This window comes from Brachymonas sp. J145, assembly GCF_036312245.1.
GTDB lineage: Bacteria > Pseudomonadota > Gammaproteobacteria > Burkholderiales > Burkholderiaceae_C > Brachymonas > Brachymonas wangyanguii.
This window is the reverse complement of the sequence record NZ_JAZDCI010000005.1, coordinates 124,411-150,435: the sequence shown is the minus strand read 5'-3', so window position 1 is coordinate 150,435 and position 26,025 is coordinate 124,411. Positions and strand designations below refer to the sequence as shown.

At 63.4% G+C, this 26,025-nt stretch carries 26 protein-coding genes, 1 pseudogene and 1 other annotated feature; of the genes and pseudogenes, 17 read left to right on the top strand and 10 right to left on the bottom strand.

Annotation, left to right across the window (positions count from 1 at the left end; genetic code table 11):
* Positions 1 to 59: 59 nt before the first annotated feature.
* From V1261_RS06935 to V1261_RS06925, 3 genes are read right to left on the bottom strand one after another with little or no spacing between them, the layout of a single operon-like run.
* The gene (locus tag V1261_RS06935; RefSeq protein ID WP_329770897.1) at positions 60 to 1,298 is read right to left on the bottom strand and encodes a cyclopropane-fatty-acyl-phospholipid synthase family protein; all 1,239 of its coding nucleotides are present in this window, start codon (positions 1,296 to 1,298) and stop codon (positions 60 to 62) included.
* 2 nt (positions 1,299 to 1,300) lie between these two features.
* Positions 1,301 to 2,113 (bottom strand): DUF1365 domain-containing protein, encoded by an 813-nt coding sequence (locus tag V1261_RS06930; protein ID WP_213359565.1) that lies wholly within the window; start codon positions 2,111 to 2,113, stop codon positions 1,301 to 1,303.
* Positions 2,110 to 3,414 (bottom strand): NAD(P)/FAD-dependent oxidoreductase, encoded by a 1,305-nt coding sequence (locus V1261_RS06925; protein WP_329770896.1) that lies wholly within the window; start codon positions 3,412 to 3,414, stop codon positions 2,110 to 2,112. The genes V1261_RS06930 and V1261_RS06925 overlap by 4 nt, the downstream gene beginning before the upstream one ends.
* Positions 3,415 to 3,535: 121 nt before the next feature.
* Between V1261_RS06925 and V1261_RS06920 the strand changes: the two genes are divergently transcribed.
* Genes V1261_RS06920 through V1261_RS06885 form a run of 8 tightly spaced genes read left to right on the top strand, consistent with a single transcriptional unit; the run spans position 3,536 to position 11,386 of the window.
* Entirely contained in the window at positions 3,536 to 4,510 is a 975-nt protein-coding gene (locus tag V1261_RS06920; RefSeq protein ID WP_329770895.1) for a MerR family transcriptional regulator, read from the top strand.
* Positions 4,511 to 4,528: 18 nt separating this feature from the next.
* Positions 4,529 to 5,131, top strand: a complete 603-nt coding sequence (locus V1261_RS06915) for a lipocalin family protein (RefSeq protein ID WP_329770894.1) — start codon at positions 4,529 to 4,531, stop codon at positions 5,129 to 5,131.
* A gap of 38 nt (positions 5,132 to 5,169) precedes the next feature.
* Positions 5,170 to 6,717 carry a cryptochrome/deoxyribodipyrimidine photo-lyase family protein gene (locus V1261_RS06910; RefSeq protein WP_329770893.1) on the top strand — a complete coding sequence of 516 codons (1,548 nt, stop codon included), beginning with the start codon at positions 5,170 to 5,172 and terminating at the stop codon, positions 6,715 to 6,717.
* 3 nt (positions 6,718 to 6,720) lie between these two features.
* Entirely contained in the window at positions 6,721 to 6,882 is a 162-nt protein-coding gene (locus V1261_RS06905; protein WP_329770892.1) for a DUF2256 domain-containing protein, read from the top strand.
* Positions 6,879 to 8,186: a DASH family cryptochrome gene (locus V1261_RS06900; protein WP_329770891.1), complete on the top strand. Its 1,308-nt coding sequence runs from the start codon at positions 6,879 to 6,881 to the stop codon at positions 8,184 to 8,186. Before V1261_RS06905 ends, V1261_RS06900 begins: the two co-directional genes overlap by 4 nt.
* Positions 8,183 to 9,730 (top strand): cryptochrome/photolyase family protein, encoded by a 1,548-nt coding sequence (locus V1261_RS06895; RefSeq protein ID WP_329770890.1) that lies wholly within the window; start codon positions 8,183 to 8,185, stop codon positions 9,728 to 9,730. Before V1261_RS06900 ends, V1261_RS06895 begins: the two co-directional genes overlap by 4 nt.
* Before the next feature lie 17 nt (positions 9,731 to 9,747).
* Entirely contained in the window at positions 9,748 to 10,446 is a 699-nt protein-coding gene (locus V1261_RS06890; RefSeq protein ID WP_329770889.1) for an SDR family NAD(P)-dependent oxidoreductase, read from the top strand.
* Positions 10,447 to 10,483: 37 nt separating this feature from the next.
* Entirely contained in the window at positions 10,484 to 11,386 is a 903-nt protein-coding gene (locus tag V1261_RS06885) for a TIGR01777 family oxidoreductase (RefSeq protein WP_329770888.1), read from the top strand.
* 58 nt (positions 11,387 to 11,444) lie between these two features.
* Here V1261_RS06885 and V1261_RS06880 read toward each other — a convergent pair whose 3' ends face one another.
* Positions 11,445 to 12,044: a glutathione peroxidase gene (locus V1261_RS06880; protein ID WP_436231818.1), complete on the bottom strand. Its 600-nt coding sequence runs from the start codon at positions 12,042 to 12,044 to the stop codon at positions 11,445 to 11,447.
* Between the two features lie 387 nt (positions 12,045 to 12,431).
* Between V1261_RS06880 and V1261_RS06875 the strand changes: the two genes are divergently transcribed.
* Positions 12,432 to 13,193 carry a polysaccharide lyase gene (locus tag V1261_RS06875; RefSeq protein WP_329770887.1) on the top strand — a complete coding sequence of 254 codons (762 nt, stop codon included), beginning with the start codon at positions 12,432 to 12,434 and terminating at the stop codon, positions 13,191 to 13,193.
* Between the two features lie 119 nt (positions 13,194 to 13,312).
* On the opposite strand, the pseudogene V1261_RS06870 reads toward V1261_RS06875, so the two are convergent.
* Positions 13,313 to 13,507 (bottom strand): annotated as a pseudogene (locus tag V1261_RS06870) (LysR family transcriptional regulator); the annotation flags it as partial.
* Between the two features lie 164 nt (positions 13,508 to 13,671).
* Positions 13,672 to 15,102 (bottom strand): SLC13 family permease, encoded by a 1,431-nt coding sequence (locus tag V1261_RS06865; RefSeq protein WP_329770886.1) that lies wholly within the window; start codon positions 15,100 to 15,102, stop codon positions 13,672 to 13,674.
* 167 nt (positions 15,103 to 15,269) lie between these two features.
* On the opposite strand from V1261_RS06865, the gene V1261_RS06860 reads away from it, so the two are divergent.
* From V1261_RS06860 to V1261_RS06840, 5 genes are all read left to right on the top strand, one after another.
* Positions 15,270 to 15,761 (top strand): nucleotidyltransferase substrate binding protein, encoded by a 492-nt coding sequence (locus V1261_RS06860; RefSeq protein WP_329770885.1) that lies wholly within the window; start codon positions 15,270 to 15,272, stop codon positions 15,759 to 15,761.
* A complete protein-coding gene (locus tag V1261_RS06855; RefSeq protein ID WP_329770884.1) occupies positions 15,758 to 16,087 on the top strand; it encodes a nucleotidyltransferase family protein in 330 nt (109 codons plus the stop codon). The genes V1261_RS06860 and V1261_RS06855 overlap by 4 nt, the downstream gene beginning before the upstream one ends.
* 24 nt (positions 16,088 to 16,111) lie before the next feature.
* The gene (locus tag V1261_RS06850) at positions 16,112 to 16,861 is read left to right on the top strand and encodes a class I SAM-dependent methyltransferase (protein WP_329770883.1); all 750 of its coding nucleotides are present in this window, start codon (positions 16,112 to 16,114) and stop codon (positions 16,859 to 16,861) included.
* Positions 16,862 to 17,307: 446 nt separating this feature from the next.
* Positions 17,308 to 17,904 (top strand): DUF6088 family protein, encoded by a 597-nt coding sequence (locus V1261_RS06845; protein WP_018714188.1) that lies wholly within the window; start codon positions 17,308 to 17,310, stop codon positions 17,902 to 17,904.
* Entirely contained in the window at positions 17,897 to 18,985 is a 1,089-nt protein-coding gene (locus tag V1261_RS06840; protein ID WP_329770882.1) for a nucleotidyl transferase AbiEii/AbiGii toxin family protein, read from the top strand. The genes V1261_RS06845 and V1261_RS06840 overlap by 8 nt, the downstream gene beginning before the upstream one ends.
* A 90-nt stretch (positions 18,986 to 19,075) precedes the next feature.
* Here V1261_RS06840 and V1261_RS06835 read toward each other — a convergent pair.
* The 4 genes from V1261_RS06835 to V1261_RS06820 all read right to left on the bottom strand — a co-directional run bounded on the left by V1261_RS06835 (position 19,076) and on the right by V1261_RS06820 (position 24,019).
* Positions 19,076 to 20,310, bottom strand: a protein-coding gene (locus V1261_RS06835) for an IS3 family transposase (protein ID WP_329770881.1) whose coding sequence is annotated in 2 segments (ribosomal slippage) — positions 19,076 to 20,022 and positions 20,022 to 20,310 — 1,236 coding nt in all. Because the reading frame shifts where the segments join, the coding sequence is not laid out codon by codon here.
* Positions 19,916 to 20,032: a sequence feature (AL1L pseudoknot), on the bottom strand. It overlaps the preceding gene by 117 nt.
* A gap of 12 nt (positions 20,311 to 20,322) precedes the next feature.
* Positions 20,323 to 20,886, bottom strand: coding sequence for a hypothetical protein (locus V1261_RS06830; protein WP_329770880.1), 564 nt, complete (start codon positions 20,884 to 20,886; stop codon positions 20,323 to 20,325).
* A 17-nt stretch (positions 20,887 to 20,903) separates the two neighbouring features.
* Entirely contained in the window at positions 20,904 to 22,232 is a 1,329-nt protein-coding gene (locus V1261_RS06825; RefSeq protein WP_329770879.1) for a 5-methylcytosine restriction system specificity protein McrC, read from the bottom strand.
* Positions 22,229 to 24,019 (bottom strand): AAA family ATPase, encoded by a 1,791-nt coding sequence (locus V1261_RS06820; protein WP_329770878.1) that lies wholly within the window; start codon positions 24,017 to 24,019, stop codon positions 22,229 to 22,231. Before V1261_RS06820 ends, V1261_RS06825 begins: the two co-directional genes overlap by 4 nt.
* Before the next feature lie 109 nt (positions 24,020 to 24,128).
* On the opposite strand from V1261_RS06820, the gene V1261_RS06815 reads away from it, so the two are divergent.
* From V1261_RS06815 to V1261_RS06805, 3 genes are read left to right on the top strand one after another with little or no spacing between them, the layout of a single operon-like run.
* Positions 24,129 to 24,335, top strand: coding sequence for a hypothetical protein (locus V1261_RS06815; RefSeq protein WP_329770877.1), 207 nt, complete (start codon positions 24,129 to 24,131; stop codon positions 24,333 to 24,335).
* A 2-nt stretch (positions 24,336 to 24,337) separates the two neighbouring features.
* On the top strand, positions 24,338 to 25,156 hold the full coding sequence (locus tag V1261_RS06810; RefSeq protein ID WP_329770876.1) for a DNA adenine methylase: 819 nt from the start codon (positions 24,338 to 24,340) through the stop codon (positions 25,154 to 25,156).
* Positions 25,143 to 26,024 (top strand): DNA adenine methylase, encoded by an 882-nt coding sequence (locus tag V1261_RS06805; RefSeq protein WP_329770875.1) that lies wholly within the window; start codon positions 25,143 to 25,145, stop codon positions 26,022 to 26,024. Before V1261_RS06810 ends, V1261_RS06805 begins: the two co-directional genes overlap by 14 nt.
* The last annotated feature ends 1 nt before the right edge of the window (position 26,025 follow it).

Genomic DNA, 26,025 nt, shown 5'->3' with positions numbered 1-26,025 from the left:
GGTTTAGCGATGAAATGAGGCTGTAAGGCATATGCAGAAAGCGCGAGCAGCTATGGTTTTTAATCTTTCACCAAGGTGTACTGCACCACGTCGATGTTGCGGCTGTCGAAGGCCGCCTCGCAGTACGCCAGGTAAAACTCCCAGGTGCGCAGGAAGGCCGCATCAAAGCCCTGGGCCAGCACCTGGGCGCGCCGCTCGGTGAACTGGCGGTGCCAGCGGCGCAGGGTTTCGGCGTAGTCGGGGCCGAAGGCGAATTCCTCGATCACGCGCAGGCCGGCCTGCTGCGCGGCGGCGCGAAAGCGCGCCGGGCTGGGCAGGCAGCCGCCAGGGAAGACGTACTGCTGGATGAAGTCCGTGCCCTGCACGTAGCGGTCGAACAGCGCGTCGTCGATGACGATGCTTTGCACACAGGCCCGCCCGCCGGGCTTGAGCAGCCGCGCCAGCGCGCCAAAGTAGCTGGGCCAGTAGGCCTGGCCCACGGCTTCCACCATCTCGATGGAGCAAATGGCGTCGAATGGCCCGTCCTGTATGTCGCGGTAGTCCTGCAGGCGCAGATCGGCCTGCGGCGCAAGGCCCGCTGCCAGCAGGCGCGCCTGGGCAAACGCCAGTTGCTCGGTGGACAGCGTCACGCCCGTCACATGGGCCTGACACTCGCCCGCCGCCATTTCGGCCAGCGCGCCCCAGCCGCAGCCAATTTCCAGCACGCGGCTGCCGGGCTGCACGCCGGCGCTGTGCAGGGCGCGGCGCACTTTGGCGTGCTGCGCAGCGGTCAGGTCGCCCGTCAAGTCACCCTGGAACCAGGCCGACGAGTAATTCATGCTCGGGTCCAGCCACAGCTGGTAGAAGGCGTTGCCCAAGTCGTAATGGGCGTGGATGTTGCGGCGGCTGCCCGCGCGGCTGTTGCGGTTGAGCAGGTGGCGCAGCCGGTAGGCCAGGCGCCCCCACCAGGCGCCGTAGACCAGGGATTCCAGCGCATCACGGTTGGCCATCAGCAGGCGCAGCAGGTCGGCCAGGTGGGGCGTGCTCCAGTCCTGGGCGATATAGCCCTCGGCCAGGCCGATGTCGCCCGAGCGCAGCACTGCGCCAAACACGCGCCAGTGGTGCAGGTGCAGGCTGGCGTGCGGGTAGCCGCCCTGGCCCACTTGCAGCGTGCTGCCGTCGGGTAGCTCCAGGTGCAGCGTGCCGTGCTGCAGGCGCTGCAGCAGGCGCAGTCCGCTGCGCGCGCTGGCGGGCGCACTGGCGGGCAGGGGCAGCGAGAACGGGTTGCTGGCTGTGGTGGTCGTAGTGGTGGTGTTCATGGTCAGTGCTCGGATGAGGATGAACGGGAAACGGGCAGCACCGGCGCGGCGGGCTTGGCGTGGAACGGCACGTGCTTGAGCCACAGCAGCAAGGCGTTCCAGAGAATGCGAGCCATCACGCCCAGCGTCAGCAGGGGGTAGCGCCACAACGCGCGGCGGCGGCTGGCGGCGGTAAGGGGTTCGAGCCGCCCGGCCATGCCGGTGAGCAGCACCGGGCCTTCGGCGTCGTGGTAATCGATACGCACCCGCGCTGAGCCCAGGCCTTCGGGCCCGCTGCGGCGGAACTCGAAGCGGTAGCCGCCCTCCACCGCGCAAAACGGCGACACATGAAAGGCCTTGCGCGCCTGCAGCTCCTGGCCGTAGCGCGGCTGGTCGAGCAGATAGGCGTGGCGCTCGCCAAAGGTGTTGTTCACCTCGGCCACGATGGCGCGCAGGCTGCCGTCGCTGCGGTGGCAGTACCAAAAACTCACCGGCTTGAAGCTGTAGCCCAGCACGCGCGGGTAGCACTGCAGCCAGATCTCGCCCTGCGCGTCGGTAATGCCCTCGGCATGCAGCAGCGCCTCCAGCCAGGCCAGTGCGCCGCCGTGGCTCGCGTCGCTGCCGTCGCCGTGATCCGCATCGCGAAAGGCCAGCACCCCGGCGCGGTTCAGGGCCAGCACCCCCGCCGCCTGCGGCTGCGCGCGCAGCGTGCGCATGGGCAACATGAGGAAGAAGGTAGGCACGCTGAAGCGGTGCTGGCGCGGGCGCAGCCGCGTGTGCCACACATGGCCGAAGCCGATGTGCGGCACAGGGCCGGGGGCGGCAGCGGGGGTCATGCGGCCTTCCTGCGCTGCATCTGCGCCAGCAGCGCATCGGCGGCGCGCCAGCCGGACTGCAGGCCGTCTTCATGAAAACCGTAACCCGTCCAGGCACCGGCAAACCAGGTGTGCTGCGCGCCCTGCAGCTGCGGCACGCGCTTTTGCGCGGCCATGGCCCCCAGGTCGAACACCGGGTGGTCATAGTCAAACTCACCCAGCACCTGCGTCGGGGCAATGTCGTGCAAGGGGTTCAGCGACACCAGCACCGGCTGCGCAAAGGGCAGCGGCTGCAGGCGGTTGAGCCAATAGTGCAGGCAGACGCGGGCCGATTCCTGTGCGCCGCTGGCCGCGCGCTCGTAGTTCCACGCGGCCCAGGCGGCACGGCGCTGGGGCATCACGCGGGTGTCGGTGTGCAGCACGGCGCGGTTGGGCTGGTAGCGGATGGCGCCCAGCACCTGTTGTTCAACAGCGCTGGGCTGGGCCAGCAGGCGCAAGGCCTGGTCGCTGTGCACGGCCAGCACCACGGCGTCGAAATGCTCGCTGCCGGCGCTGGTCTGGATGAGCACGCCGGCGGCGTTGCGCTGGATGCGTTCTACTGGCGTTGCCAGCCGCGCGTCCAGCCCTTGCACGATGGCATGGACGTACTGGCGCGCGCCGCCCGCCACCGTGTACCACTGGGGCCGGTTCTGCACCTGGATCAGGCCATGGTTGTGGCAAAAGCGCACCATGGTGGCCACGGGAAAGCGCAGCATCTGGTCCGTCGGGCAGCTCCAAATGCAGCCCAGCATGGGCAAAAAGTACCAATCACGAAACGCAGCGCCAAAGCCGTGCTGGTCAAGAAACTCGCCCAAAGGCTGGGCCAGCGCCCGGTCTTCACCGCGCTCGGCCAGGGCGGTGCACAGGCGGTTAAAGCGCAGCAGCTCGGCCAACATGGCCAGAAAGCGCGGTCGCAGCAGGTTGCGCCGCTGGGCAAATACCGTCGCCAGGCTGGAGCCGCTCCACTCCAGCGCCCCTGCCCCCAGCGCGCCAGCACCCGGCACCTGGACCGAGAACGACATGTCCGACGCCGCCGTGGGTACGCCCAGTTCTTCCAGCAAGCCAATCAAACCGGGATAGGTGCGCTCGTTGAGCACCAGAAAACCCGTGTCCACGCCGTGCGTGACGCGCTGGCCCTGGGCATCGGGCAGCGTGACATCCACCGTGTGGGTGTGGCCGCCAAAGTAGCTGCCCGCCTCGAACAGCACCACCTGCGCGTGCCGCCGCAGGCGGTGCGCGGCCGCCAAACCCGAGATGCCTGATCCGATGACTGCGACTTTCATGAGCCTGATTCCAATCTGCGGTACTGTGGAGTGCAGCCCTGGCTGCTGCACATAATGCGTATTGTACTAGACAAAATTATTTTTGTCTTAGACAATTAGCGCAACCCATCCTCCTTTGTCCATGAGCATCCCAACTCCCGCACCGTCTTTTACTGCACCCCCCACGGGCGATGCAGGCCTGCCGATTGCCGCCGTGGAGCGCGAAACAGGCCTGGGCAAAGACACCTTGCGCGTGTGGGAAAAGCGCTATGGATTCCCTGCGCCCACGCGGGATTCGGCGGGTGACAGGCTGTACAGCGCAGCCCAGGTGCAGCGGCTCAAGCAAATCCGCCGGCTGCTCGATGGCGGCCTGCGGCCAGGCAAGGTGGTGGGCCTGGATGACGCCCAGTTGGGGCAATTGCTGGAAAGCCAGGAACCGGCCACCACAGCCTTTTTGTCCAAGACACACAAACAAGACTCTCTCCACTCGCACCTGCTGGAGGAACTGCTCCACGCCATCGGCACGCACGATCCGCGCGCGCTGCGGCACGGCCTGAGCCACGCCCAGCTGCGCATGGGCCTGGGGGCTTTTGTCACCGATCTGGTCGCGCCTTTGACGACTGCGGTGGGCGACGCCTGGGCGCAGGGCCGCTTCGAGATTTACGAGGAGCACCTGTACACCGAGGTCATCACCGGCGTGCTGCGCCATGCCATTTCCACGCTGGCGCCGCAGCCCGTGCCGCTGGGCCCCAAGGTGCTGCTGACCACGCTGCCGCAAGAGCAGCACAGCCTGGGCCTGCTGATGGTGGAAGCCCTGTTGGCGCTGGAGGGCTGCACCTGCGTGTCGCTGGGCACGCAAACGCCGCTGACCGACATTGCGCAGGCCGCGCGGGCCCACCGCGCCGACGTGGTGGCCCTGAGCTTCAGCAACGTGCACAAACCCGCCCTGGTGCAGGCCAGCCTGCGCGAGCTGCGCGCGCAACTGCCCCCCGCCACCGCGCTGTGGGTGGGTGGCGCCTGCACCGCGCTGTACCAGCGGCCGCTGGCAGGCGTTAGCGCCGTGGCGCAGCTGCCTGCCTTGCAACCGCTGGTGGCGCAGTGGCGCCGCGGCCCATGAACCCCTGGAGGACTTTGTATGCACACCGCCGCCCGCACCCTGAGCAGCACCCGCCCTTCGCCACTGCAGCGCCATCGCCTGGCACTGCTGGCCCTGCTGCTGGCCGGATCAGCCCTGCTGCTGGCGGGCTGCGCCAGCACCCGCCCGCCGCCGGGCGTGACCGCCGTGACGCCGTTTGACATGCAGCGCTACCAGGGCCGCTGGTATGAGCTGGCGCGCCTGGATCACGCCTTTGAGCGCGGCATGACCGATGTGTCCGCCACCTATACCGCGCAGGCCGACGGCAGCGTGCGCGTGGTCAACCGCGGCTATGCCCCGGCCAGCGGCCAGTGGCGCGAAGCCGTGGGCAAAGCCCTGTTCACCGGCGCGCCCACCACCGGCTCGCTCAAGGTGTCGTTCTTCGGGCCGTTCTACGGCGGCTACCACGTCGCCGCGCTGGACCCGGACTACCGCTGGGCCCTGGTGGTGGGGCCCGACACGGGTTACGCCTGGATTCTGGCGCGCGACAAGCACATCGCCCCGGCACAGCAAAACGCCATCGTCGCCCAGGCGCGCGCGCTGGGGGTCGATACCGCCGCGCTCATCTGGGTCACGCACGAGCGCCAGGACCCGGCGCACTGAACGCCCCATGCATCGCCCCCACCCCAGGCAAGCGCACCATGGCCTACACCGTCGTCTGGTTCAAACGCGACCTGCGCGTGCATGACCACGCGCCGCTGATCCACGCCGCGCGCCAGGGCCCGGTGCTGTGCCTGTACGTGCTGGAGCCCAGCCTGTGGGCGCAGCCCGACTGCGCGCTGCAGCACTACGGTTTTCTGCGCGAAAGCCTGCGCGACCTGGCCCTGCAATTGCGCACCTGTGGCGCCACGCTGCAGCTGGCCGTGGGCGAGGTGCCCGAGGTGCTGGCGCACCTGCATGCGCTGCAGCCCTTTGCGCGCCTGGCCTCGCACGAAGAAACCGGCAACGCCCACACCTACGCCCGCGACCTGGCCGTGGCGCGCTGGTGCCGCCAGCAATGCGTGGGCTGGCAAGAGTGGCCGCAGCACGGCGTGGTGCGGCGCCTGCCCTCGCGTGACCGCTGGCACGCGCGCTGGCAGGCCTTCATGCAGGCCCCCTGCCTGGCGCCCCCGCCGCCCGCCAGCCTGCAGGCCCTGGCCCTGCCCTGGCGCGATGCCTGGCCCGCGCCCGAGACCGTGGGCCTGCTGGATTTGCACGACCCACCCCTGCGCCAGCGTGGCGGGCGCACCCTAGGCCAGGCGGTGCTGCACGAATTTTTGCAGCAACGCAGCGCCGGGTACCGGGGCGGCATCTCTTCTCCCTTGACCGCGCCCACAGCCTGCTCGCGCCTGTCGCCCTACCTGGCCCTGGGCTGCCTGGGCATGCGCGAGGTGGTGCAGGCCACGCAGCAGCGGCAAATCCAGCTCAAGGCCGACGACGACCCGCTCGCCCCGCGCCAGCGCCAGGGCCTGGCGGCCTTCATGAGCCGCATGCACTGGCACTGCCACTTCATCCAAAAGCTCGAATCCGAGCCCGAACTGGAATGGCGCAACCTGCACCGCGGCTACGACGGCCTGCGCGAAGACGACTGGAACCCCGCCCATTTCGAGGCCCTGCAAACCGGCCGCACCGGCTGGCCCATGGTCGATGCCTGCGTGGCCATGCTGCGCGCCACCGGCTGGCTCAACTTTCGCATGCGCGCCATGCTGGTGTCGGTGGCCGCCTACCCGCTGTGGCTGCACTGGCGCCCCGTGGGGCTGTGGCTGGCACGCCAGTTTCTGGACTACGAGCCCGGCATCCACTGGAGCCAGATGCAAATGCAAGCCGGCACCACGGGCATCAACACCACGCGCGTCTACAACCCCATCAAGCAAGCCCAGGACCACGACCCCGAAGGCGTTTTTGTGCGCCGCTGGCAGCCCCACCTGCGCCACGTGCCGGACGCCTGGCTGCTGGAGCCCTGGCGCATGCCCGCCGACGTGCAAGCGCGCTGCGGCGTGCTGCTGGGCCGCGACCTGCCCGAACCACTGGTGGACCTGGCCTCCGCGACCCGCGCCGCCAAGGCCAGGGTGCATGCACTGCGCGCCCAGGCGCCTGTGCGCGAAGCCAAGGCCGCCATCGTGGAAAAACACGGCTCGCGCCTGGCGCGCCGAGGCAACAAGGGCCGCCCCGCCAGCGCGCCCGACCCACAACAAAGCCTGGAGTTTTGAGCCATGCACCGCAAGCCGCACCTGCCGCAAAAGCCCTGCCTGGTCTGCGGCCGGCCTTTTGCATGGCGCAAAAAGTGGGTGCGCGATTGGGACGCGGCCAAGTATTGCTCCGAACGCTGCCGGCGTTCCGCAGGCAAGCCCGGTGATGCGCAGGGAAGTTCATGAGCCCAGTGATCCTTTGGTTTCGCAATGACCTGCGCCTTCACGACCAGCCCGCCCTCCACGCAGCCCTGGCCCAAGGCGCGCGCCAGCTGCTGCCCGTGCTGTGCTTGCCGGACGCCGAGGCTCCCAGCCGCTGGGGATTTGCCCGCATAGGGCCGCACCGCCGTGCCTGGCTGGCGTCCGCCATCGATGGCCTGCGCCTGGCGCTGCTGCAGCGCGGCTGCCCGCTGCTGATTTGCCCTGGGCCTGCGGCCAGCGTGCTCCCCGCCCTGGCCGGCGCCGTGGGTGCCAGCGATGTTCTGTGCGAAGCCATTGCCGCCCCCTACGAGCAGGCCGAGGTGAACGAGCTGCGCGCGGCCGGCCTGGCGGTGCATACGGTCTGGCAAAGCAGTCTGCTCGAACCCGCGCAGCTGCCCTTTCCTGTGCAGCAGCTGCCACCCGTGTTCACCCCTTTTCGCCAAGCGGTGGAGCAGGCCAGCCTGCAGCCACCCACCCCGCTGCCGCCGCCCACCAGCTTGCCCCCCTGGCCGAAGGGCGTGCCCGCTGCCTACTTGTACAGCCAGGACGATGCCCTCACGGCCTTTGTCGGCACGCCCCCTGCGGCCGATGCGCGCAGCGCCTTCCCCTACCAACGCGGGCCACTGCACGGCGGAGAGACGGCAGCCCTGGCCCACCTGGCGCAGTACCTGGCGCGCGGGCTGCCGCACAGCTACAAGCGCACGCGCAACGGCCTGGTGGGGCTGGACTATTCCAGCAAATGGTCGCCCTGGCTGGCCACCGGCGCGCTCTCGGCGCGGCAGACGCTGGCGCAGCTGCGCGCTTACGAAGCCGCCCAGGGCGCGAGCGACGGCAGCTACTGGCTGTGGTTCGAGCTGCTGTGGCGCGACTACTTTCGCTTTTTGCACCTGCAGCATGGCCGCGCGCTCTACCGCGCCCAGGGGCTGGGCCCCGCACGCGCCACGCCGCACGACGCGGGCCGCTTTGCCGCCTGGTGCGCGGGCCAGACCGGCCAGCCACTGGTGGACGCCGGCATGCGCGAGCTGGCCGCCACCGGCTACCTCAGCAACCACCTGCGCCAGGTGACGGCCAGCTACCTGATCCACGACCTGCAGTGCGACTGGCGCGCGGGCGCGGCCTGGTTCGAGCACCACCTGCTGGACTACGACGTCTACAGCAACCAGGGCAACTGGCTGTACATCGCGGGCCGGGGCACCGACCCGCGCGGCGGCCGCCGCTTCGACCCCGTGCAGCAGGCCCAGACCTACGACCCTCATGGTGCCTACCAAGACCTGTGGAGCCGCCCATGACCCGCGCCTGCCACACCCTGCGCCTGGTGCTGGGCGACCAGCTCAACCCCGGCCACAGCTGGTTTGCCCAAGTAGACCCGCAGGTGGTCTATGTATTGATGGAGGTGCGCCAGGAGACCGACTACGTGCTGCACCACGCGCAGAAAATCCTGGCCATCTTTGCCACCATGCGCGACTTTGCGCGCCAGCTGCGCGAGGCCGGCCACCGCGTGCGCTACGTGGCGCTGGACGACGCCAGCAACCGCCAGTCCATCCCGGACAACCTGGCCGCCCTGGCCGCGCACTATCGTGCCCAGGCCGTGCAATGGCAGCAGCCCGACGAATGGCGGCTCGATGCCCAGTTGCAGGACTGTGCCGCTACCGCCCTCCAGCCCCTGGCCTGCAAGGCGGTGGACAGCGAGCACTTTCTGACCGCCCGGGGCGACCTGGCCGCCCTGATGCACGGGCGCCGCCAGTGGCTGATGGAGCACTTCTACCGCCACATGCGCCGCCGCCACCAGGTGCTGCTGGACGCCCACGGCCAGCCCGAAGGCGGGCAGTGGAACTTTGACCACGACAACCGCAAGCCCTGGTCCGGCACCCCGCCCGAGCCCGCCGACTGGCGGCCGCAGCACGACCACAGCGGCCTGTGGGCCATGATCAAGCGCGCGGGCGTAGCCAGCTTTGGCGCGCCCCAGGCCGACGCGCTGCGCTGGCCGCTTAACCGGGGCGAGGCCCTGGCCTGCCTGGACGCCTTCATCACCACCGCGCTGCCGCACTTTGGCGACTACGAAGACGCGCTGGCAGCCCAGGCGCCGCGCCTGTTCCACTCGCTGCTGTCGTTTGCGCTGAACGTGAAGATGCTGCACCCGCTGGAGGTAGTGCAGCGCGCCGAGAGCGCCTGGCGCGCGGGCCGGGCCCCGTTGGCCGCGGTAGAGGGCTTCGTCCGTCAAATTTTGGGCTGGCGCGAATACGTGCGCGGCATCTACTGGGCGCACATACCGGGTTACGACGCGCACAACGCGCTGGGCCACCACCAGCCGCTGCCGCACTGGTTCTGGAGCGACGACACACGCATGCGCTGCCTGCACCTGGCCATCACCCAGTCGCTGCAGACAGCGCACGCGCACCATATCCAGCGGCTGATGGTGATTGGCAATTTCGCGCTGCTCGCCGGGCTGGAGCCGCAGGCGCTGCACCGCTGGTACCTGGGCATTTACATCGACGCCTTTGAGTGGGTGGAACTGCCCAACACCCTGGGCATGAGCCAGCGCGCCGATGGCGGCGTGATCGCCACCAAGCCCTACGTGAGCAGCGCCGCCTACCTGCAGCGCATGGGCGACTATTGCCGGGGCTGCGCCTACGACCCCAAGCAAAAGACCGGCGCGCGCGCCTGCCCCTTCAACGCCCTATACTGGGACTTTTTTGCGCGCCACGCCCCGGCGCTGCAAGGCAACCCGCGCCTGGCCCTGGTGTACCGCCAGTGGCAGAAGATGGACGAGCCCCAGCAAACCGCCCTGCGCGCGCAGGCCACGCAGCTGCGCCAGCGGCTGGAAACCCTTTGACGAAAGGCCCTACCGCCATGCAATCCCTGCCCGACGGTTACCGCGCCCTGGTGCTGGGCGCCACCGGCGCCATTGGCGGCGCAATGGCCGCGCAATTGCGCACCGACCCGCGCTGCGCCGCGGTGCGCACGCTGGCGCGCGGCAGCACACCTGCGCTGGACTTTGGTGCGCCCGGCAGCATCGCTGCCGCAGCCCAGGCCCTGCACGCCGAAGGGCCCTGGCATCTGGTGCTGGTGGCCACCGGCATGCTGCAGGGCCCCACCGGCAACCCTGAGAAACGACTTGCCGAACTCCAGGCCGACCACATGGCCGCCAGCTTCGCCATCAACACCATCGGCCCGGCGCTAGCGCTGGCGCACTTCGCCCCGCAACTGGCGCGCGACGAGCGCAGCCTTTTCGCCGTGCTATCGGCCAAGGTGGGCAGCATTGGCGACAACCGCCTGGGCGGCTGGGTCAGCTACCGCGCGTCCAAGTCCGCGCTGAACATGGTGGTGAAGACCGCCGCCATCGAGTTGGCCCGCACCCACCCGCAGTGCGTGCTGGCGGCGCTGCACCCAGGCACGGTGGATTCGGCCCTGTCGGCCCCGTTTCGCGGCGCGCAGATCGGGCGGCCCGCGCAGGACGCGGCGCGCGACCTGCTGGCAGTGCTCGACCACCTGACGCCTGAGGACAGCGGCGGCTTCTGGGCCTACGACGGCCAGCGCCTACCCTGGTGACGGCGCCATCAACACACTGACGAGAGGAGAACCCACCATGCGCATCCTACTTACCGGCGGCACGGGCCTGATTGGCCGCGCGCTGTGCCAGCACTGGAGCCGGCAGGGGCACGCCCTCTGCGTCTGGAGCCGCAGCCCCCAGCAGGTGCCCGCGCTGTGCAGCGGCGCGCGTGGCATTGCGCAGTTGCAAGAACTGGACGCCGGCCCACCAATGGACGCTGTGGTCAACCTGGCCGGCGCCCCCATAGCCGATCGCCCCTGGACCCAGGCGCGCCAGGCCCTGCTGTGGCGCAGCCGCGTGGACTTGACGCGCAGCCTGGTGGACTGGATAGGCCGGCAGCCCGTGCCGCCGCGCGTGCTGCTTTCGGGCTCGGCCGTGGGCTGGTATGGCGACGGCGGCGAGCAATGGCTGTCCGAAGACAGCGCCCCCGGCAACACCGACTTTGGCAGCCGTCTGTGCGTGGCCTGGGAACAAGAGGCCGAGCGGGCGCGCCAATGGGGTGTGCGCGTCGCGCTGCTGCGCACCGCGCCGGTGCTGGCCGCGCAGGGCGGCATGCTGGCGCGGTTGCTGCCACCGTTTCGCCTGGGCCTGGGCGGCCGGCTGGGCAGCGGCCAGCAATGGATGCCCTGGATTCACCTGGACGACCAGGTGGCGCTGATCGACTACCTGCTGCAGCACCAGGACGCCAGCGGCCCCTTCAACGCCTGCGCACCCGAAGCGGTGCGCAATGCCGACTTCACCCGCACCCTGGCGCGCACCCTGCATCGCCCCGCGCTGCTGCCCGCGCCCGCCTGGGCGCTGCGCCTGGCGCTGGGCGAGATGTCGGTGCTGCTGCTGGGCGGCCAGCGCCTGGTGCCACAGCGCGCCCAGGCAGCGGGCTTTGTCTGGCGCTACCCCGAGCTATCGGGGGCGCTGGCGCAGCTGCTGCAAAAAAAATAGCGAAAGAACGTCACACTTCAAGCGGCACCGCACGCCCAGCGCCGCAGCTTGCCCTTCGTCAGGGCGTGGCAAGCAGCTTTTCCAGCTGCTCCACAAATGCCTTGTTGTCAGGCTCGACCGTGCTGGCGTAGTGGGTCACCGAACGCCCAGAGCGGTCAATCAGGTATTTGTTGAAGTTCCAGGACGGAACCTTGCCCGTAATTTGCGCCAGTTGCTTGTAGAACGGGTTGGCATCCGAGCCACGCACGGCAGAGCGCGCAAACATCGGAAAGATCACGCCATAGGTGTTGTAGCAAAACTCGGCAATCTCTTTGTTGTCGCTTTTTTCCTGCAAAAAGTCGTTGGACGGAAAGCCCAGCACCACCAGGCCGCGGCCCTTGTACTTTTGGAACAGCGCTTCCAACCCTTGGTATTGGTAGGTGAAGCCGCAATAGCTGGCCGTGTTCACGGCCAAAACCACCTTGCCTTTGTATTGGCACAAGGACTGCGGGCTTTCATCCTGCAGCTTGGGAAACGTGTAGTTCAAGAGCGCCGGGCAAGCCGACGCCGCCGGTTCACGTGCCACAGCGGCCACCTGCGCAGGCGCAGGGGTGGGGGATGCGGCCAACACCATTGGTGGCACCAGAGCCAGCAAGAGAGCCAATGCACGAGCAGACATATGCAGTACCCATGGGAACTATGACCGCTTCATTGTCATGCAAACGCGCTTGCCTCGTTGGGACATGCGGGCGACCCGGGCGTTCAGGCTGCGCGCATCGCTTGGATGGCCGGCGATACATTGGTGTGGGCATAAAAAGCGAACGACGCGACCGCAGCGCACCCCACCTGAGCAACTGACGTTGAATGTGTTGACGATCTTCCATATGAAGCGGGAAATGCTTTGACAGCGTTGGTTGTGGGCGGTGCTTGCGCCGACATTCCCCTGACGGCGCGGCCTGCTGCTGCGCCAGCACCCGCAACGCGATGCCAAGGCAGTGCCGGAGCTGGGTGGCGCAGGCCCTGGCGGCTTTGTGTTGATCCGCCCTTTTTCATTGAGGAGCCATCCATGAATGCAATGATGTCTTGTGCAAGACCTTACAAGGCCCTGGTACTGCTGGGGCTGTGCGCGGCCCTCGCGGCGCCGTCTTTTGCGGGGCGGCGCAACGCGCCCGGCGTCAGTGCCGACGGCGCTCTTCAGTGGGCACGCCGCTCCATCGATGGCAATGGCAGCATTGCGCAGGTGGATCAGCCCACGCTCGATGGAGGCCCGTCTTACCGCTTCGTGGTGCCGGACGATGGCGTGTCCTACAGGGCCGAATTGGCCGCTGCCGCCATGCCCTGGGGCCATTACCGCTACCAATTTGCGGTCTTTGTGCCGCAGGACTGGCGGCCCAACCCGCAGGCGACCATTGTGCCGCAGTGGCACGGCTACAAGCTCGACAGTGGCAGGGACACCAATCCGCCCATTTCGCTGGCGATCGAGGGCGATCACTGGCGGTTGATGGTCAACCGGCTGGCGTCACCGGATCAGGTGGAGAAAAAAGAGTTTTCTCTGCCGCCGCTGCAGACCGGGGTGTGGCACCGCTTTGATGTCCGCATCCATTGGTCGCGCAGCGGCCAGGGCGGCCTGGTGGCGTTGACGCACGATGGCGAGAACTGGGTCAGCTACGAGGGCGCGAACAACTACGACCAGAAAAACCCGCCTTACTTCAAGATCGGCATCTACCACCCGCAGTGGAACCCGCGCAAGGATGTGCCCCACGCCACGGGGGGCGCACCCATCGTGGTGTACGCGGCGGGCGTGGCGGTGACGCGCTCGGATCGCTGACGGTGGCGCTCGGAGCGAACAAAGCACACCCGCCTGATTTGGCGTCGAAGGGTGGCTGATGATGCCGGACTACGAAGCGGCGGGTTGCTGGGCTTTCAATAAACCCTGTCCCGGCTCGTTCAATCTGCTGGCGGCGCCAGCAATTGCTCTAGCGCGTCGATGCGGTGCCGGCGCGGCGTGGTGATGGCGTAGAAGTTTTCCTGCAGCAGCGTCGATTGGCCCACCGTCACCAGGGTGCCCGCGCGCAGTTCGTCCTGCACCACCACCTCGGGCAGCACGGTCAGCCAGCCGCTGTCGCGCGCCACCAGCTCAATTGTCGTATCAGTGATACGACAATTCGCTCGTCCGGGTAAGCTATTGATAAACCTGCTGTATCGAGCTTCGGCGTAGTCCAGCGAAGTACCGGGCTGGAGTCATCGTCAAACAAAAAAACCGGTGCCCCGCAAGGCACCGGTTGTCGGCTGGGCTCAGGTCTGCATCAACGCAGCACGAAGTAGCCCCACAGCGTCAGCACGATCACGCAGAACACGTTGAGTACGGCGCCGGCGCGCACCATCTCGGACTGGCGGATATGGCCGGTACCGAACACGATGGCGTTGGGCGGCGTGGCCACCGGCAGCATGAAGGCACAGGAGGCACCGATACCGATCATCAGCACCAGCACAGTGGGCGGCATGCCCATGCGCTCGGCAATGGCTGCAAACACCGGCACGAGCAGCGCAGCAGATGCCGTGTTGCTGGTGAACTCGGTCAGCACGATGATGAAGGTCGTCACGCCAAAGATGATCAGCAGCGGGTCAGCACCGGTCAGGAAAGCCGCGACCTGGTCGCCCAGCACGGCAGAAGCGCCGGAGCTGCGCAGCAGGCCGGACAGGGTCAGACCACCGCCGAACAGGAACAGCACGCCCCAGTCGGTGTTGTCGGAAATCTGGCGCCAGGTGGCCAGGCCCAGAATGGCAATGACCACGGCCGCAGTCAGCGCGATAAAGGTATCAGGCGCAGTCACTTGCAGTGCCTTGGCGACATCGCCACCAAAAATCCAGGCCAGGGCGGTAACGGCAAACACCACCATGGTCATGACGCGCTTGCTGGTCCACGGGATCTCTTCATGGGGGATCTGGATACGGCGATTCAGGTTGGGACGGAACACCAGCCACAGCGTCAGCACCATCAGCGGCATCAGGATCAGCATCAGCGGCAGGCCGACCTTCATCCAGCCGGCAAAGTCCAAGTTCAGCGCACGGGCGGCAATCGCATTGGGCGGCGAACCGACCAGCGTACCCAGGCCGCCAATGGATGCGGAATAGGCAATGCCCAGCAGGATAAAGATGAAGGTATTGCGCTCCTGCTTCTTGTCCAGGTGGCTCATGATGCCCAGTGCCAGCGGCAGCATCATGGCGGCAGTCGCCGTGTTGCTGATCCACATCGACAGTGCCGCGGTTACTGCAAACAGCAGCAGCGCGGCAACGCCCAGGTGGGAGCCTGCCAGCGACATCAGCCAGAAGGCGATCTTGCGATCCAGGTTCTGCACGTGCAGTGCGGTAGCCAGCGCAAAGCCGCCGAAGAACAGGAAGATGATCGGATCGGCAAACGTGGACAGCGCCTTGCTGGTGTTGAATTCCGGAAAGCCGAGGATCAGCGCGCCCACTGGCACCAGCAGTGCGGTAATGGTCACGTGGATCGCTTCGGTCAGCCACAGGATGGCGATGAACAGCAGCAGTGCCAAGCCCTTGCTCGGCACCGGCTCAATGCCGGCCGAGCCGGTCAGCAAGAAATACAGGCCTACACTGGCGGCCACGGCAACCGCCACGATGATCCAGGAGCGGACCAGGCTGATGCCGGTATGGTTCATTTCATCGGTCGGATGCTCGATCACATCCTGCCCCGGCTGTGTCGTCGGGTTCGTCATGGGAAGTCCTTTCTTGTTCTTGGCATGCCCGGTTGCGGCCAAGCATGTCCATGATCTACAACGGAAAAAACCGGCGATGATGCCATGACTTCAGGGTTTACACCCGGAGTAACAATATGCACAGCTTGGTTAATGTCGGGTGTAATTGAGCTACCAAGGCGCATCGTATGGTCAACTACGATGCGCCCAATCTGTACTTCGGTGCAACAATAGGACCCTGTTTCTTCTACTCGGGAATTCCCATGGCGCATGCATCTCGGCTGGATCTTGGTCCGCTTGAACGCGCTATCCAGCGCTTGGATGAAGGCTGGATACGCTATCAGCAGGACATCAGCGACACGCAAATTCGTGACGGGCTGATCCAGCGTTTCGAATTCACCTACGAAATCAGCCACAAGATGCTGAAGCGCTTTCTGGAAGCCACTTCGGCCAACCCCGCCGAATTCGACGCCATGAACTTCCAGGATCTGGTTCGCAGCGGCAATGAGCGCCAACTGCTGTTGGGTGACTGGTCACAATGGCGAACCTACCGCGATATGCGAGCCAGAACCAGCCATACCTACGACGAAGAAGTCGCCCTGCTGGTGGTGGGTGGCATCCCTGCTTTTCTGAATGAAGCCAGGCATCTGCTCCTGCAATTGCAAGAGGCGCAGGCGTGAACCAGATACGCATGCCAGATGTGGATCTCCAGCCTGAACAGTGGCAAATCGTGCAGCATATTCTGCACAAGCATGTACCTGGGCACGCCGTCTGGGCCTTTGGCTCACGCGTCAAGGGAACAGCCAAGCCCTATTCCGATCTGGATCTGGCCATCATCACCGACACCCCGCTTCCCCTATCCTTACATGCCGCTCTGGCTGATGACTTTTCTGTTTCCGATCTACCCTGGAAAGTAGATCTTGTCGATTGGGCCGTCACCAGCGATGCCTTCAGGGCCGTGATACTGCGGGATCGGGTGGTGTTGCAGGATGCCACTCAAGGCTAAGAACACGCCAGGTAAGGAGGCGACATGAGCACCAACTGGTTCACACAAGGTGGCCAGGCCTACGCACGACACCGCCCAGACTATCCGCCGGAGCTGGCAGCCACCCTGGCTCAGTTGGTGGCACAGCCGCGCGTAGCTCTGGATGTAGGCTGCGGCAACGGCCAGCTGACGGTACAACTGGCGCAGCATGTGGATCAGGTCATCGGTATCGATCCCAGCCAGGACCAGATCGATCACGCCGAGTCACGTGCCAACATCCGCTACCTCTGCGCCCCGGCCGAACAGCTCCCCCTGCCAGACCAATCGGTTGACCTGATCACGGCAGCGCAGGCGGCGCACTGGTTTGACATGCCGGCATTCTGCGCCGAAGTGCAGCGCGTCGCCCGCCCCGGCGCGGTAGTGGCGCTGATCACCTATGGTGTGCTGCATGTGGACGACCCGGAGATCGATCGCATCGTGCAGGGTTTCTATACACGCGTCATTGGCCCCTACTGGCCGGCGGAACGGCGGCATGTGGAGAATGGGTATCGGGAGCTGTATTTTCCGTTTCGGGAATTAGAAGTGCCTGCCATGGCGATACGGCGCCGCTGGGATCTGCAGGAACTGTTGGGGTATGTGGGGACGTGGTCGGCGGTGAAGGCGGCTGAGCGGGTGTTGGGGTCCTCGGCCATGCTGGAGTTTGGGCAGCGGCTGGAGCAGGCATGGGGGCATGCGGACGTGAAGCGTGGGATTACCTGGCCGCTGGCGGTGCGGGCAGGCAGGATGAATGCATAGGTCGCAGATCATCATTGCAACACATTAGTGGGGCAATTGCGATTTCTGCCCAACGCCGCAGACTTACTGCCCCACAAACTGCCCCACGCTGCCTTGCACTGACCGTCAGGGGAATCTGTCCAATTTGAAATTGAACCTGTTGATCCACAAAGAAAAACGCCACCCGTCAAACAATGACAGATGGCGTTGATCAGTGAAATGGTGGCGGAACACGGAACCGAACCCGCGTCCGCAATCCGAGCCAGATGGTAACGCCTTGGCCTTGAGGGCGTGGATTCGACGAATTGGCCGAAACCGTGTTGGCTTTCGGCGACTTACCCTTTCATGTGCGTGATCCGGGCTGCCGAGGCCATGGAGGCTTCTATGTGGCCATTGGTTGGCCTCGTGTGCTGCAAATTGCGGTTTGTCAGATACTGATTTATACTTCTGACAAAGGAGCCGTGACCATGAGCCATCTTGCCGAGAACATCTTGTCTGCCGCCCGGGCCATGCCCGAGGGTGGCTTGCTGTCGCCCAAGGAGTTCTTGCATCTGGGTTCGCGGGCGGCCATCGACAAAGCCTTGTCCCGGCTCGCTCAGGAAGGGAAGCTGCTGCGCGTGAGTCGCGGTGCCTATGTCGCACCCCATGAGGGTCGGTTTGGCTCCCGCCCGCCGTCCACCGAGTCCGTGGTGCAGGCCATCGAGGCCAGCTGCGGTGAAACGGTGGTGGCCAACGGCGCGGCCGAAGCCAATGCGCTGGGGCTGACCACGCAGGTGCCGACCCGCGAGGTTTTTCTCACCTCCGGCGCATCCCGCACCCTGCATCTTGGCAGCCGGTGCGTAGAGCTCAAGCACGGCAACCGCTGGCAACTGCTGCTGGGCAAGCGCCCCGCAGGCAAGGTGATCCGTGCGCTGTCATGGCTGGGGCCGGAAAGCGCACCGGCGGCTCTGAAGCAACTGCGCGCCAAACTGCCCGAGTCCGAATGGGAAGCCGTGCGTGGCGCGCGGGCCGCACTGCCGAGCTGGATGGCCAAAGTGGTCAGCGAGGCAATGGCGCATGGCTGAGTCCTGGTTTTCGCTCAGCAGGGAAGATCAGGTTGAAGCCTTGGAATTTGCTGCGGCTCGTACCGGGCGGCCTGCGCATTTGCTCGAAAAAGACATCTGGGTGGTCTGGGTGCTGTCCGCCATCTACGAATCCGACTTGGCCAGCAAACTCACCTTCAAGGGCGGCACCTCACTGTCCAAGGTCTATCGCATCATCGATCGGTTTTCCGAGGACGTGGATCTCACCTATGACATCCGCGAACTGGCTGCCGACCTGTTGAAGCAAGGCAACCCCATTCCCGATTCCGCCAGCCAAGAGAAAAAGATCAGCAGCGCGGTACGTCACCGACTGCCCGACTGGATCGAGGCGACGGTCAGGCCGGTCATTGCTGCGGCGCTGGCGAAAGATGGGTTGGACGCAAGCTTGACGCTGGCGGGCAAAGATCAGGACAAGCTGATCTTGTCGTATCCGGCGGTCAAAACGGGAACCGGCTATTCAGCGCCCACGATCCAGCTGGAGTTTGGTGCCCGCGCCACGGGCGAGCCGCATCATGTTCAACCCGTGGCCTGCGACATTGCACCAGAAATTGAAGGCGTCACTTTTCCCGTCGCCCAGCCCTTGGTGATGGCGGCAGAGCGCACCTTCTGGGAAAAAGCCACCGCAGCGCATGTGTATTGCTTGCAAGGACGGCTGCGCGGCGAGCGTTATTCGCGTCATTGGTATGACTTGGCCGCCATCGCAAAAACGCCGCACTTTTCTGCGGCCTGCGCCGACCAGGCGCTGGCTCGGGCAGTTGCAGAACACAAATCGGTGTTCTTCGTCGAGAAAGATGCTGTCGGTGCAAAGATCGATTACTTCGTCGCCGTCAGAGGCCAGCTACAACTCATCCCCACGGGAGAATCGTTGGCGGCGCTCGAAAAGGATTACGCCGCGATGCTGGAAGATGGCTTGCTGGCGCTCAATCAGCCAAGCTTTGCCGACATCATCGAGCAGTGCCGTGTCATTCAGGATGAGGCCAATCGGCAGGCCATCTTGGGCGAGCGCCGCAAGGCATTGGACGAGTTGGCCGCGCAGGCGCAAAAACTCGACATGGGCTACTGACGCTACATCCAGCTGGAGGGTCCAGTAGTTCAGATAGAGCGCTGCAACGAGCTCCATGAACCGCCCCGGGTTTCGAGGAGGCTGGTTGGTTTAAGTGGACACCTCTGCCAAGGTGTTGCTGTCGGCAAGTTGCCTCCAGTAGTTTGCCTCAGCTTCTGCCGGCGGGATACCCCCGATCGGCGTGAGCAGTCGGACGTGGTTGAACCAGTGCACCCATTGCAGGGTCGCCAGTTCCACGGCTTCCCTGGTCTTCCAGGGGCCCCGGCGATGAATCAGTTCGGCCTTGTATAGCCCGTTGATGGTCTCGGCCAGCGCGTTGTCGTAGCTGTCGCCTTTGCTTCCCACTGATGGCTGGATACCTGCCAGGCCCAGCCGCTCGGTGTAACGGATGCTGACGTACTGGCTGCCCCTGTCGCTGTGGTGCGTCAAGGCATGCGCTGCTGGCTGGCGCTCATACAGGGCCTGTTCCAGCGCATCGAGCACAAAGTCCGTGTGCATGCTGCGGCTGACACGCCAGCCCACGATGCGCCGGGCGTACACATCCACCACGAAGGCCACGTACAGCCAGCCCTGCCAGGTGCTGACGTACGTGAAGTCCGACACCCACAGCTCGTTGGGCCGGCTGGCCTTAAACAGCCGGTTGACATGGTCCAGCGGGCACGGCACTGATGTGTCCGGCGTGGTGGTGCGCATCGTCTTGCCTCTGCGTGCCCCTTGCAAGCCCATGGTACGCATCAGCCGCTCGACTGTGCACCGCGCCACCCGGATGCCCTCGCGGTTCATCTGCAGCCAGACCTTGTCGGCGCCATAGACCTGCCAGTTGGCATGCCACACGCGCTGGATGTCGGCTTTCAAATGGTCGTCATGCTGGGCACGTGCGCTGCGCAGTTGCGGGTTGCGTTGCCGGGCCGCATGGCGCCAGTAACACGACGGGGCCATCTGCAGCACCCGGCAGATGGGCTCGACCCCGTAGTCATCGCGGTGGCGGTCGATATAGGCCTTCACTTCCTGAGCTGGCGGTCGAGCTCCGCCTGCGCGAAAAACGCACTGGCAGTTTTGAGGATCTCATTGGCACGGCGCAGCTCCTTGACTTCGCGCTTCAGTTCCTTGATGCGTCGCGCATCCGAGGTCGTGGTACCCGCACGCAGGCCAGCGTCGATCTCGGCTCTCTTGACCCAATCGTGCAGGGTTTGCGGCACACAGCCAATCTTCGGCGCAATCGATTCGATAGCTGCCCACAACGAAGGGTACTCGGCTCGATGCTCCTGCACCATGCGCACAGCGCGCTCGCGCACTTCCGGGGAAAACTTGTTGGACTTGTTCATGGCTCCATCTTCTCAAGAGTTGGGGCCTCCTCCAAACCCGGGGCGGTTCACGTAGTAGTTGCCGTTTCCGGCAGAGCAGTCGAGCGCGTACTCCCAGTTGTTCTCGCGCATACAGACGCCGTGCTCAGGGTGAGGCACTTGCCCCAGCCCGATCAGGTACTCCGCGCTCTTGGCGTCCAATGGGCGAAACACAGCCACCCGCAAGCGTCCATCGTCCCGGGCGGTGATGGCAGCGATCAGAAAATCACCACGTTGGATGGTGACCAGTTTGCCAGCAAGGTCCACGGGCCCGACCTCGAGCCACCAGTGGTCGCCGGCAGCGGAGATGACGTCGCGGGCATCGTCGGGTGCCAATAGCTCGGCAAGCCGATCCATTGCGGGTTCGGCCTGCTGCCATTCGGCTGCGCCGTCCCGGCTACGCTGCTGCAAACCATGAAGCAGCGTAGCTACTGGTAAAGACCCCGATCCCTCTAGACAGACCGCCAAGTCACTCTTTCTGATCGGATAAGCAATATCGGGGAGCTGGTACCGTTCCAGGACGTCCGCTTTCAGGTGAAGATTAAAAAGGTTGGGCATAAGTCATCTACTCCCGATTACGCACGAACAAGCCAGGCACCCCGGTCAGAAACCATCATGCTGAGGGTAGTGCGTAGCTTGATCACCGCGTCGGATGCCTCATGAGGCAAAGTAGTGAAAACGATCTTCTTGTGCCCATCCAGACTCCAAGGACTGGATGACTCTGCCGTTGTCTCGGTCGGCTTACTTGGATCGTGCGGGTACACCAAGAAGCCACAGACATCGTCTCTGGTCGAGTGGCGGAATCGACCAAGGTAAGCGGCCATTTGATAAAGATCCTCACGCTGGGGTCCGTTCGGCGCACTGGCAGATGGGTGCAGCGATTTGTACTTCGCATCTGCAACGCCCAGGACCTCTGCGCTTGAAGACAAAATTGCATCAGGAATAAGCGTACCCAAACCTTGCCCGGTGACATCGCTGTGGAGCATCTTCTTGGTCGCAGCCTTATCTCGGGTACCGTGAGTCACGGTCAGTGGTGCTGCAGCCTTGCGCAAAATGCTGAGGACGTACATCTCCCACAGCTCCGCAACGTCGAGCAGCACACCCTTTGTTTCGCCACTGGCATCAATATCAGCAGCCAACCCCCTTCGGTTTGCAATCTGCCTAGACAACTCAGCGATAGGCGCAAACCCTGCTGTGATCGGCGTGTAGCGAATGCGGTCCAGTTCGGCCTTCGTTGGGACACGTGGTCTCGCGCCGGTAACAGCCATCAAATGGGGGAGTAGTTCCTTCGCACGTGTGGGCAGCCATTTTTCGTCCGGCACCCCAAGCCACCGTCGCAGAACCTCGTAGGCGGCGACGATGGCATCGGATGCTGCGTGATCCAACGACCGCTCCGAACGGATAGACACTACCTGTCCCCCACCTGATGCGATCAAGCGCAGTGATGCGGGGACATCAAGCCGCCCCCTAACCGTCGCGCCTTTCGTCGCCACTTCTCGGCGAAGCGCAGGCAGCCCATGCCGAGCCGCCTCGACGAAGCCATGGGCCCAGACGGACGCAAGAAGTTGGGCAATGAACGATTCGTCCTCCCGGAGTTTTCCGGGCGCGTCGGTCAGCACGACCGACGTTGCTTCAAAAAGCCAATTCCGAAGCGCGTTCAGGCCAAAACGTGGCTCAATGGTCAGGCTGTGCCCCTCGAAGGAAATCGAGCCGACGTACCGGCCAGCCCACCAAGTGCCGTCCCATGCACAGTAGACGATGGGCTCGTCCTCGTCCCTCTCGCCCGAGATGGGAACTACAAAATCCGATGCTCGGACATTTGTTACGAGCTTCCGGAGCCAGTTAACCTCTGCCGCTGTCGGTTGCGGGACGAGCGGTGAGCAGTCACGCGCGACTAGTTTCACTCGGCCACCGACGGCTTGAGCAGAACCTTGGATAGCCGGTCGAGCTCAGTGTTGCGCGCGGTCGCGTCCAGTCCAGCGAGATACTGCTCGAGCAACGGGCGAAGGGACAGATTCCACACCTGCACGACGGGCTCCAGCGCTTCACCCCTCTTGTTCCAAAGGTAGTTCTGCTTGCGTGTAGGTCGAGCACCGAGGAAATTGCGCAGAAACACGACCACATCTAGCAGGTAGGTGTGCCCGATCTCGTACTGTGAGCCAAGCAGCGGGCTGTCGTGGATCTGCCTGTTCAACGCCGCCGCTGCTGCAGCCAATTTGCGGAAATCCGGTTCGATGCGACCCCACTCCAGGCCCGATTTCAGATCCTGCCACTTGGATTCCGCGGCCCCCACTAGAGCCTCGGCGTCAAACGGGCAAAGTAGCCACAAGAAACGTCGGCGCAGCGCGAAGTCGATCTGCTCGATGGACTGGTCGATCAGGTTCATGGTGCCGATCACGTACAGATCGTCGGGGATGCGCAGCTTCATTGCCGCCCCGTCTCCATTGCGTGCCGGAAGCTCAATCGTCTGATTGCGATCCTCAAGCAAGGAAAAGCACTCGCCGAGCATCCGACTCAGGTCCGTCCGATTCATTTCATCCAGGATCAGGATGTGCGGCAGACGTTCAGCGCGTGGCTTCTGCTCGATGTCCTCAATCAGCTTTGGAAGGTAGCCAGATCGATATTCCGTGCCACCGCCATTCGAAATGTGGAGTGCGCGAATGAAGTCCTCGTAGCTGTAGGCCGGGTGCAGCTGCAGTCGATGCACGTTGTCGCGGATCGCGGATTCGATAGCAGATTGCGACTGGAAGTAGCGAGCCGGGCCCATTTGGCTCAGTGCCGCAGATCGGATGACACGCTCAGCCAGCTTCTTGGCGCGGAAAGTCTTTCCAGTACCCGGCGGTCCATAGAGGACGATCTGCTTCTTGTGCTGGATGATCTCCAGCGGCGCGCCTTCAGATGCGCCCTCGCTGTCGTCGTACCAAGCCTCGACAAGCGGCGACCAGTAAAAGTCCAGCTCCTGGTTGGGAAGCAGCTTTTCTAGCTCCTGGCGAATGGCCAAGATCGCCCGGTCATCATCCTCTGATTCGGCAGTGACCAGTCCCGAGAAAGCCTTGATGACTCTGCGCTTGTGATTGCCACTTGCTATGCGCTCGAAGTGCTCGGGGAACAGGAGATGAAGAAGCATGTGCCGGAGCTGCTTCGACTCTGCATCCTCAATGCTGTCCACGACCTCTTGAAAGAGCCACGGATCGGCCGCCACCTCTACCTGCCGATCGTTTGGCAACTTCTTCCATGCGATGGCGAGTTCGATCAGAAAGGCGATCTCGAAAGGGCGGCGGGTGTTGTAGCCCTGACCGCCACTGCCGATCCCGTTAGAGAAAGCGGCGGATACAAGGTGGGACTCCGGCAGGGTGTCGCCGCCCCAGCTGAGAACCTCGTTCACGACCTGCCGCTTGCGCACGCCACCGACACTGGATGGGAACAGGAAGTACACGCTCAAGATCTCTGCCGCAAGACGTGATACGTCCTGTCCGGCCTTTCCGACTTGGTCTTTGAACTTGTCGATGAACGTCCGGTCGCCTTCGTCCGGGGTGGCGACGAAGGCTTTGTGAATGCGATCCAGTAAATCAGGACGCCAGACAGACGCGTCGGCGAACAGCAGTGATCCGTCACGTAGGAGGCAGTCGACCCGGAAGGCATCAGCAGCCTGGTAGATCTTGCTCGTGTCTTGCTCTGAATAGCGGGCCATGATTAATCCTTGCCAGAAACGTCTCCCGACCCGCGATCCGGGCTTGGCTGCTGAGGGAGAAGGATGTTATATTACATACATTACATCACATTGTCACGAGGTGGCGGGCATGAGCATAGGTTCCAGCGGGCGAATTGTGATTGAGATTGATCCAGATCTTAAGCGCGGCTTGTACTCGAATTTGACGGCAAAAGGGTTGACCTTGAAAGAATGGTTTGTCTCCCAAGCCGAGGGCTTCATCGCACATGCCGGGCAAATGCCACTGCCAATAGATGACTCTACAGACGAAAACAAAAGCATCAGCAACAAGGAATAAAAATGGCAGCAAAGCGAGCCCCCCTTTTGTTTCGATACCCGGGCGGGAAGCATTACGCAATGGATATTTTGCAGCCCTTTTGGGAAGCAGTTCCGCACTCAGAATACAGAGAGCCTTTTGCCGGAGGGGCCACAGTTTTCTTTAACAAATCTCCAGCTCAATACACTTGGCTGAATGACATTGACTCTGAGTTGATCACCACTTATAGGTGCGTAGCCAATGCTCATGATCGAGCCGCACTTATTCAAAGATTTGAGAATGAAGTGGCCAACCCGGATCGATGGCGAGAGGTTTTGGAGTTTGCTCCGCAGTCCGATTTAGATATTGCGTTCAAGTACTTCTATCTAAATAGAACCTCATTCAGTGGAAAATTAATATCTCCGGCATGGGGGTATAGGCCAAAACGCAGCCTGCCGCCGGAGCGATGGCATGAGCGAATCATTCCATGCGGCGAAAAATTGGAGGGAGTTAATCTCTCCTCTCTGGATTTTCAGGAGGTTATTGAAGAGGGGTCGAAAGCCCAAGTGCTGATGTATGTGGATCCCCCATATTTTCTTCCCCCAAAAAGAAAACACTATCGGCATGGACTGGATCATGAGGACCATGTCCGTCTTGCAAGCGCATTGAGATCCACGAAGCACAAATTCTTCTTAACATACGATGACGCCGAGGAGATTAGGAGAATATATGACTGGGCATATATATACCCCTTGAAATTCTTCTATCGAGTTGAAAATTCGGCCACTCAAAATGGCGCAAGAAAACAGGGATTTGAACTAGTGATCACAAATTATGAGGTGCCAGGTCTTGAGCACATCTAAACCTAGAATTTTTGATGGGGTATACAAAGCCAGCAGCGTATACCAAAAAGGTGCAGACCATACGCAGTCTCCATTCAGATATCCGGGCGGAAAATTCTACGCCCTAAAGTACATCATCCCTTTTTTGAACGCCTACCCGCACGATGAGTACCGAGAGCCATTTGTTGGCGGTGGGAGCGTATTTTTTGGCAAGCCCAAAGCTCGCTTTAACTGGCTTAACGATCTTGAAGGTGATGTGATCGAAACCTACAGGGCAATGCAGTCGAAAGAAAGAAGCGAACTGCTGATAACTCGAGTGTCAGGTGAAATAGCGAGCAAAGAAAGGCATGCTGAGATCAAAACATACTCACCATTAAATGAGGATGACGTCGCCTTCAAGACGTACTATTTAAATAGAACCTCTTACTCCGGAATAATTCACAAGCCCGCGTGGGGATATGCGTTGGGAGCAAGTTCCCCACCGGAGAACTGGCATAGATTCATTCGTGGCGCGAACAAAAAACTTAGCGAAGTACATCTATCGAATTTAGACTTTTCCGAAGTGCTAACCGCACCAGCTCAAGGTAAACGGGTTCTGATGTACCTGGATCCGCCTTATTTTTTGGCGGATCAAAAACGCGCCTACACTAAGTCCTTCAAACTTCAAGATCATTTGCGTCTTGAAGAAATGCTGCGCTCTTTGGATCACGCATTTTTGCTGTCTTATGATGATTGCCCTCAGATTAGAGAGCTCTATTCGTGGGCACACATTTATGAGCAAACTTGGTTCTACAACACGGCAAATAGCTCTGGCCCCAGAAAGGTGGGGAAAGAGCTATTCATTACAAACTACCGCGTTGAGCACTTAGAACAGCTTGACTTGCTCTAGC

What these genes read in the sequence shown, in the direction of transcription:
- V1261_RS06845 (WP_018714188.1), top strand. Translation starts at nt 17,308, where the DNA reads ATGAGCCATCTTGCCGAGAACATCTTGTCTGCCGCCCGGGCCATGCCC.
- V1261_RS06910 (WP_329770893.1), top strand. Translation starts at nt 5,170, where the DNA reads ATGGCCTACACCGTCGTCTGGTTCAAACGCGACCTGCGCGTGCATGAC.
- V1261_RS06840 (WP_329770882.1), top strand. Translation starts at nt 17,897, where the DNA reads ATGGCTGAGTCCTGGTTTTCGCTCAGCAGGGAAGATCAGGTTGAAGCC.
- V1261_RS06860 (WP_329770885.1), top strand. Translation starts at nt 15,270, where the DNA reads ATGGTCAACTACGATGCGCCCAATCTGTACTTCGGTGCAACAATAGGA.
- V1261_RS06830 (WP_329770880.1), bottom strand. Translation starts at nt 20,886, where the DNA reads ATGCCCAACCTTTTTAATCTTCACCTGAAAGCGGACGTCCTGGAACGG.
- V1261_RS06905 (WP_329770892.1), top strand. Translation starts at nt 6,721, where the DNA reads ATGCACCGCAAGCCGCACCTGCCGCAAAAGCCCTGCCTGGTCTGCGGC.
- V1261_RS06895 (WP_329770890.1), top strand. Translation starts at nt 8,183, where the DNA reads ATGACCCGCGCCTGCCACACCCTGCGCCTGGTGCTGGGCGACCAGCTC.
- V1261_RS06880 (WP_436231818.1), bottom strand. Translation starts at nt 12,044, where the DNA reads ATGTCTGCTCGTGCATTGGCTCTCTTGCTGGCTCTGGTGCCACCAATG.
- V1261_RS06875 (WP_329770887.1), top strand. Translation starts at nt 12,432, where the DNA reads ATGAATGCAATGATGTCTTGTGCAAGACCTTACAAGGCCCTGGTACTG.
- V1261_RS06815 (WP_329770877.1), top strand. Translation starts at nt 24,129, where the DNA reads ATGAGCATAGGTTCCAGCGGGCGAATTGTGATTGAGATTGATCCAGAT.
- V1261_RS06865 (WP_329770886.1), bottom strand. Translation starts at nt 15,102, where the DNA reads ATGACGAACCCGACGACACAGCCGGGGCAGGATGTGATCGAGCATCCG.
- V1261_RS06885 (WP_329770888.1), top strand. Translation starts at nt 10,484, where the DNA reads ATGCGCATCCTACTTACCGGCGGCACGGGCCTGATTGGCCGCGCGCTG.
- V1261_RS06850 (WP_329770883.1), top strand. Translation starts at nt 16,112, where the DNA reads ATGAGCACCAACTGGTTCACACAAGGTGGCCAGGCCTACGCACGACAC.
- V1261_RS06810 (WP_329770876.1), top strand. Translation starts at nt 24,338, where the DNA reads ATGGCAGCAAAGCGAGCCCCCCTTTTGTTTCGATACCCGGGCGGGAAG.
- V1261_RS06925 (WP_329770896.1), bottom strand. Translation starts at nt 3,414, where the DNA reads ATGAAAGTCGCAGTCATCGGATCAGGCATCTCGGGTTTGGCGGCCGCG.
- V1261_RS06820 (WP_329770878.1), bottom strand. Translation starts at nt 24,019, where the DNA reads ATGGCCCGCTATTCAGAGCAAGACACGAGCAAGATCTACCAGGCTGCT.
- V1261_RS06915 (WP_329770894.1), top strand. Translation starts at nt 4,529, where the DNA reads ATGCACACCGCCGCCCGCACCCTGAGCAGCACCCGCCCTTCGCCACTG.
- V1261_RS06900 (WP_329770891.1), top strand. Translation starts at nt 6,879, where the DNA reads ATGAGCCCAGTGATCCTTTGGTTTCGCAATGACCTGCGCCTTCACGAC.
- V1261_RS06930 (WP_213359565.1), bottom strand. Translation starts at nt 2,113, where the DNA reads ATGACCCCCGCTGCCGCCCCCGGCCCTGTGCCGCACATCGGCTTCGGC.
- V1261_RS06935 (WP_329770897.1), bottom strand. Translation starts at nt 1,298, where the DNA reads ATGAACACCACCACTACGACCACCACAGCCAGCAACCCGTTCTCGCTG.
- V1261_RS06890 (WP_329770889.1), top strand. Translation starts at nt 9,748, where the DNA reads ATGCAATCCCTGCCCGACGGTTACCGCGCCCTGGTGCTGGGCGCCACC.
- V1261_RS06920 (WP_329770895.1), top strand. Translation starts at nt 3,536, where the DNA reads ATGAGCATCCCAACTCCCGCACCGTCTTTTACTGCACCCCCCACGGGC.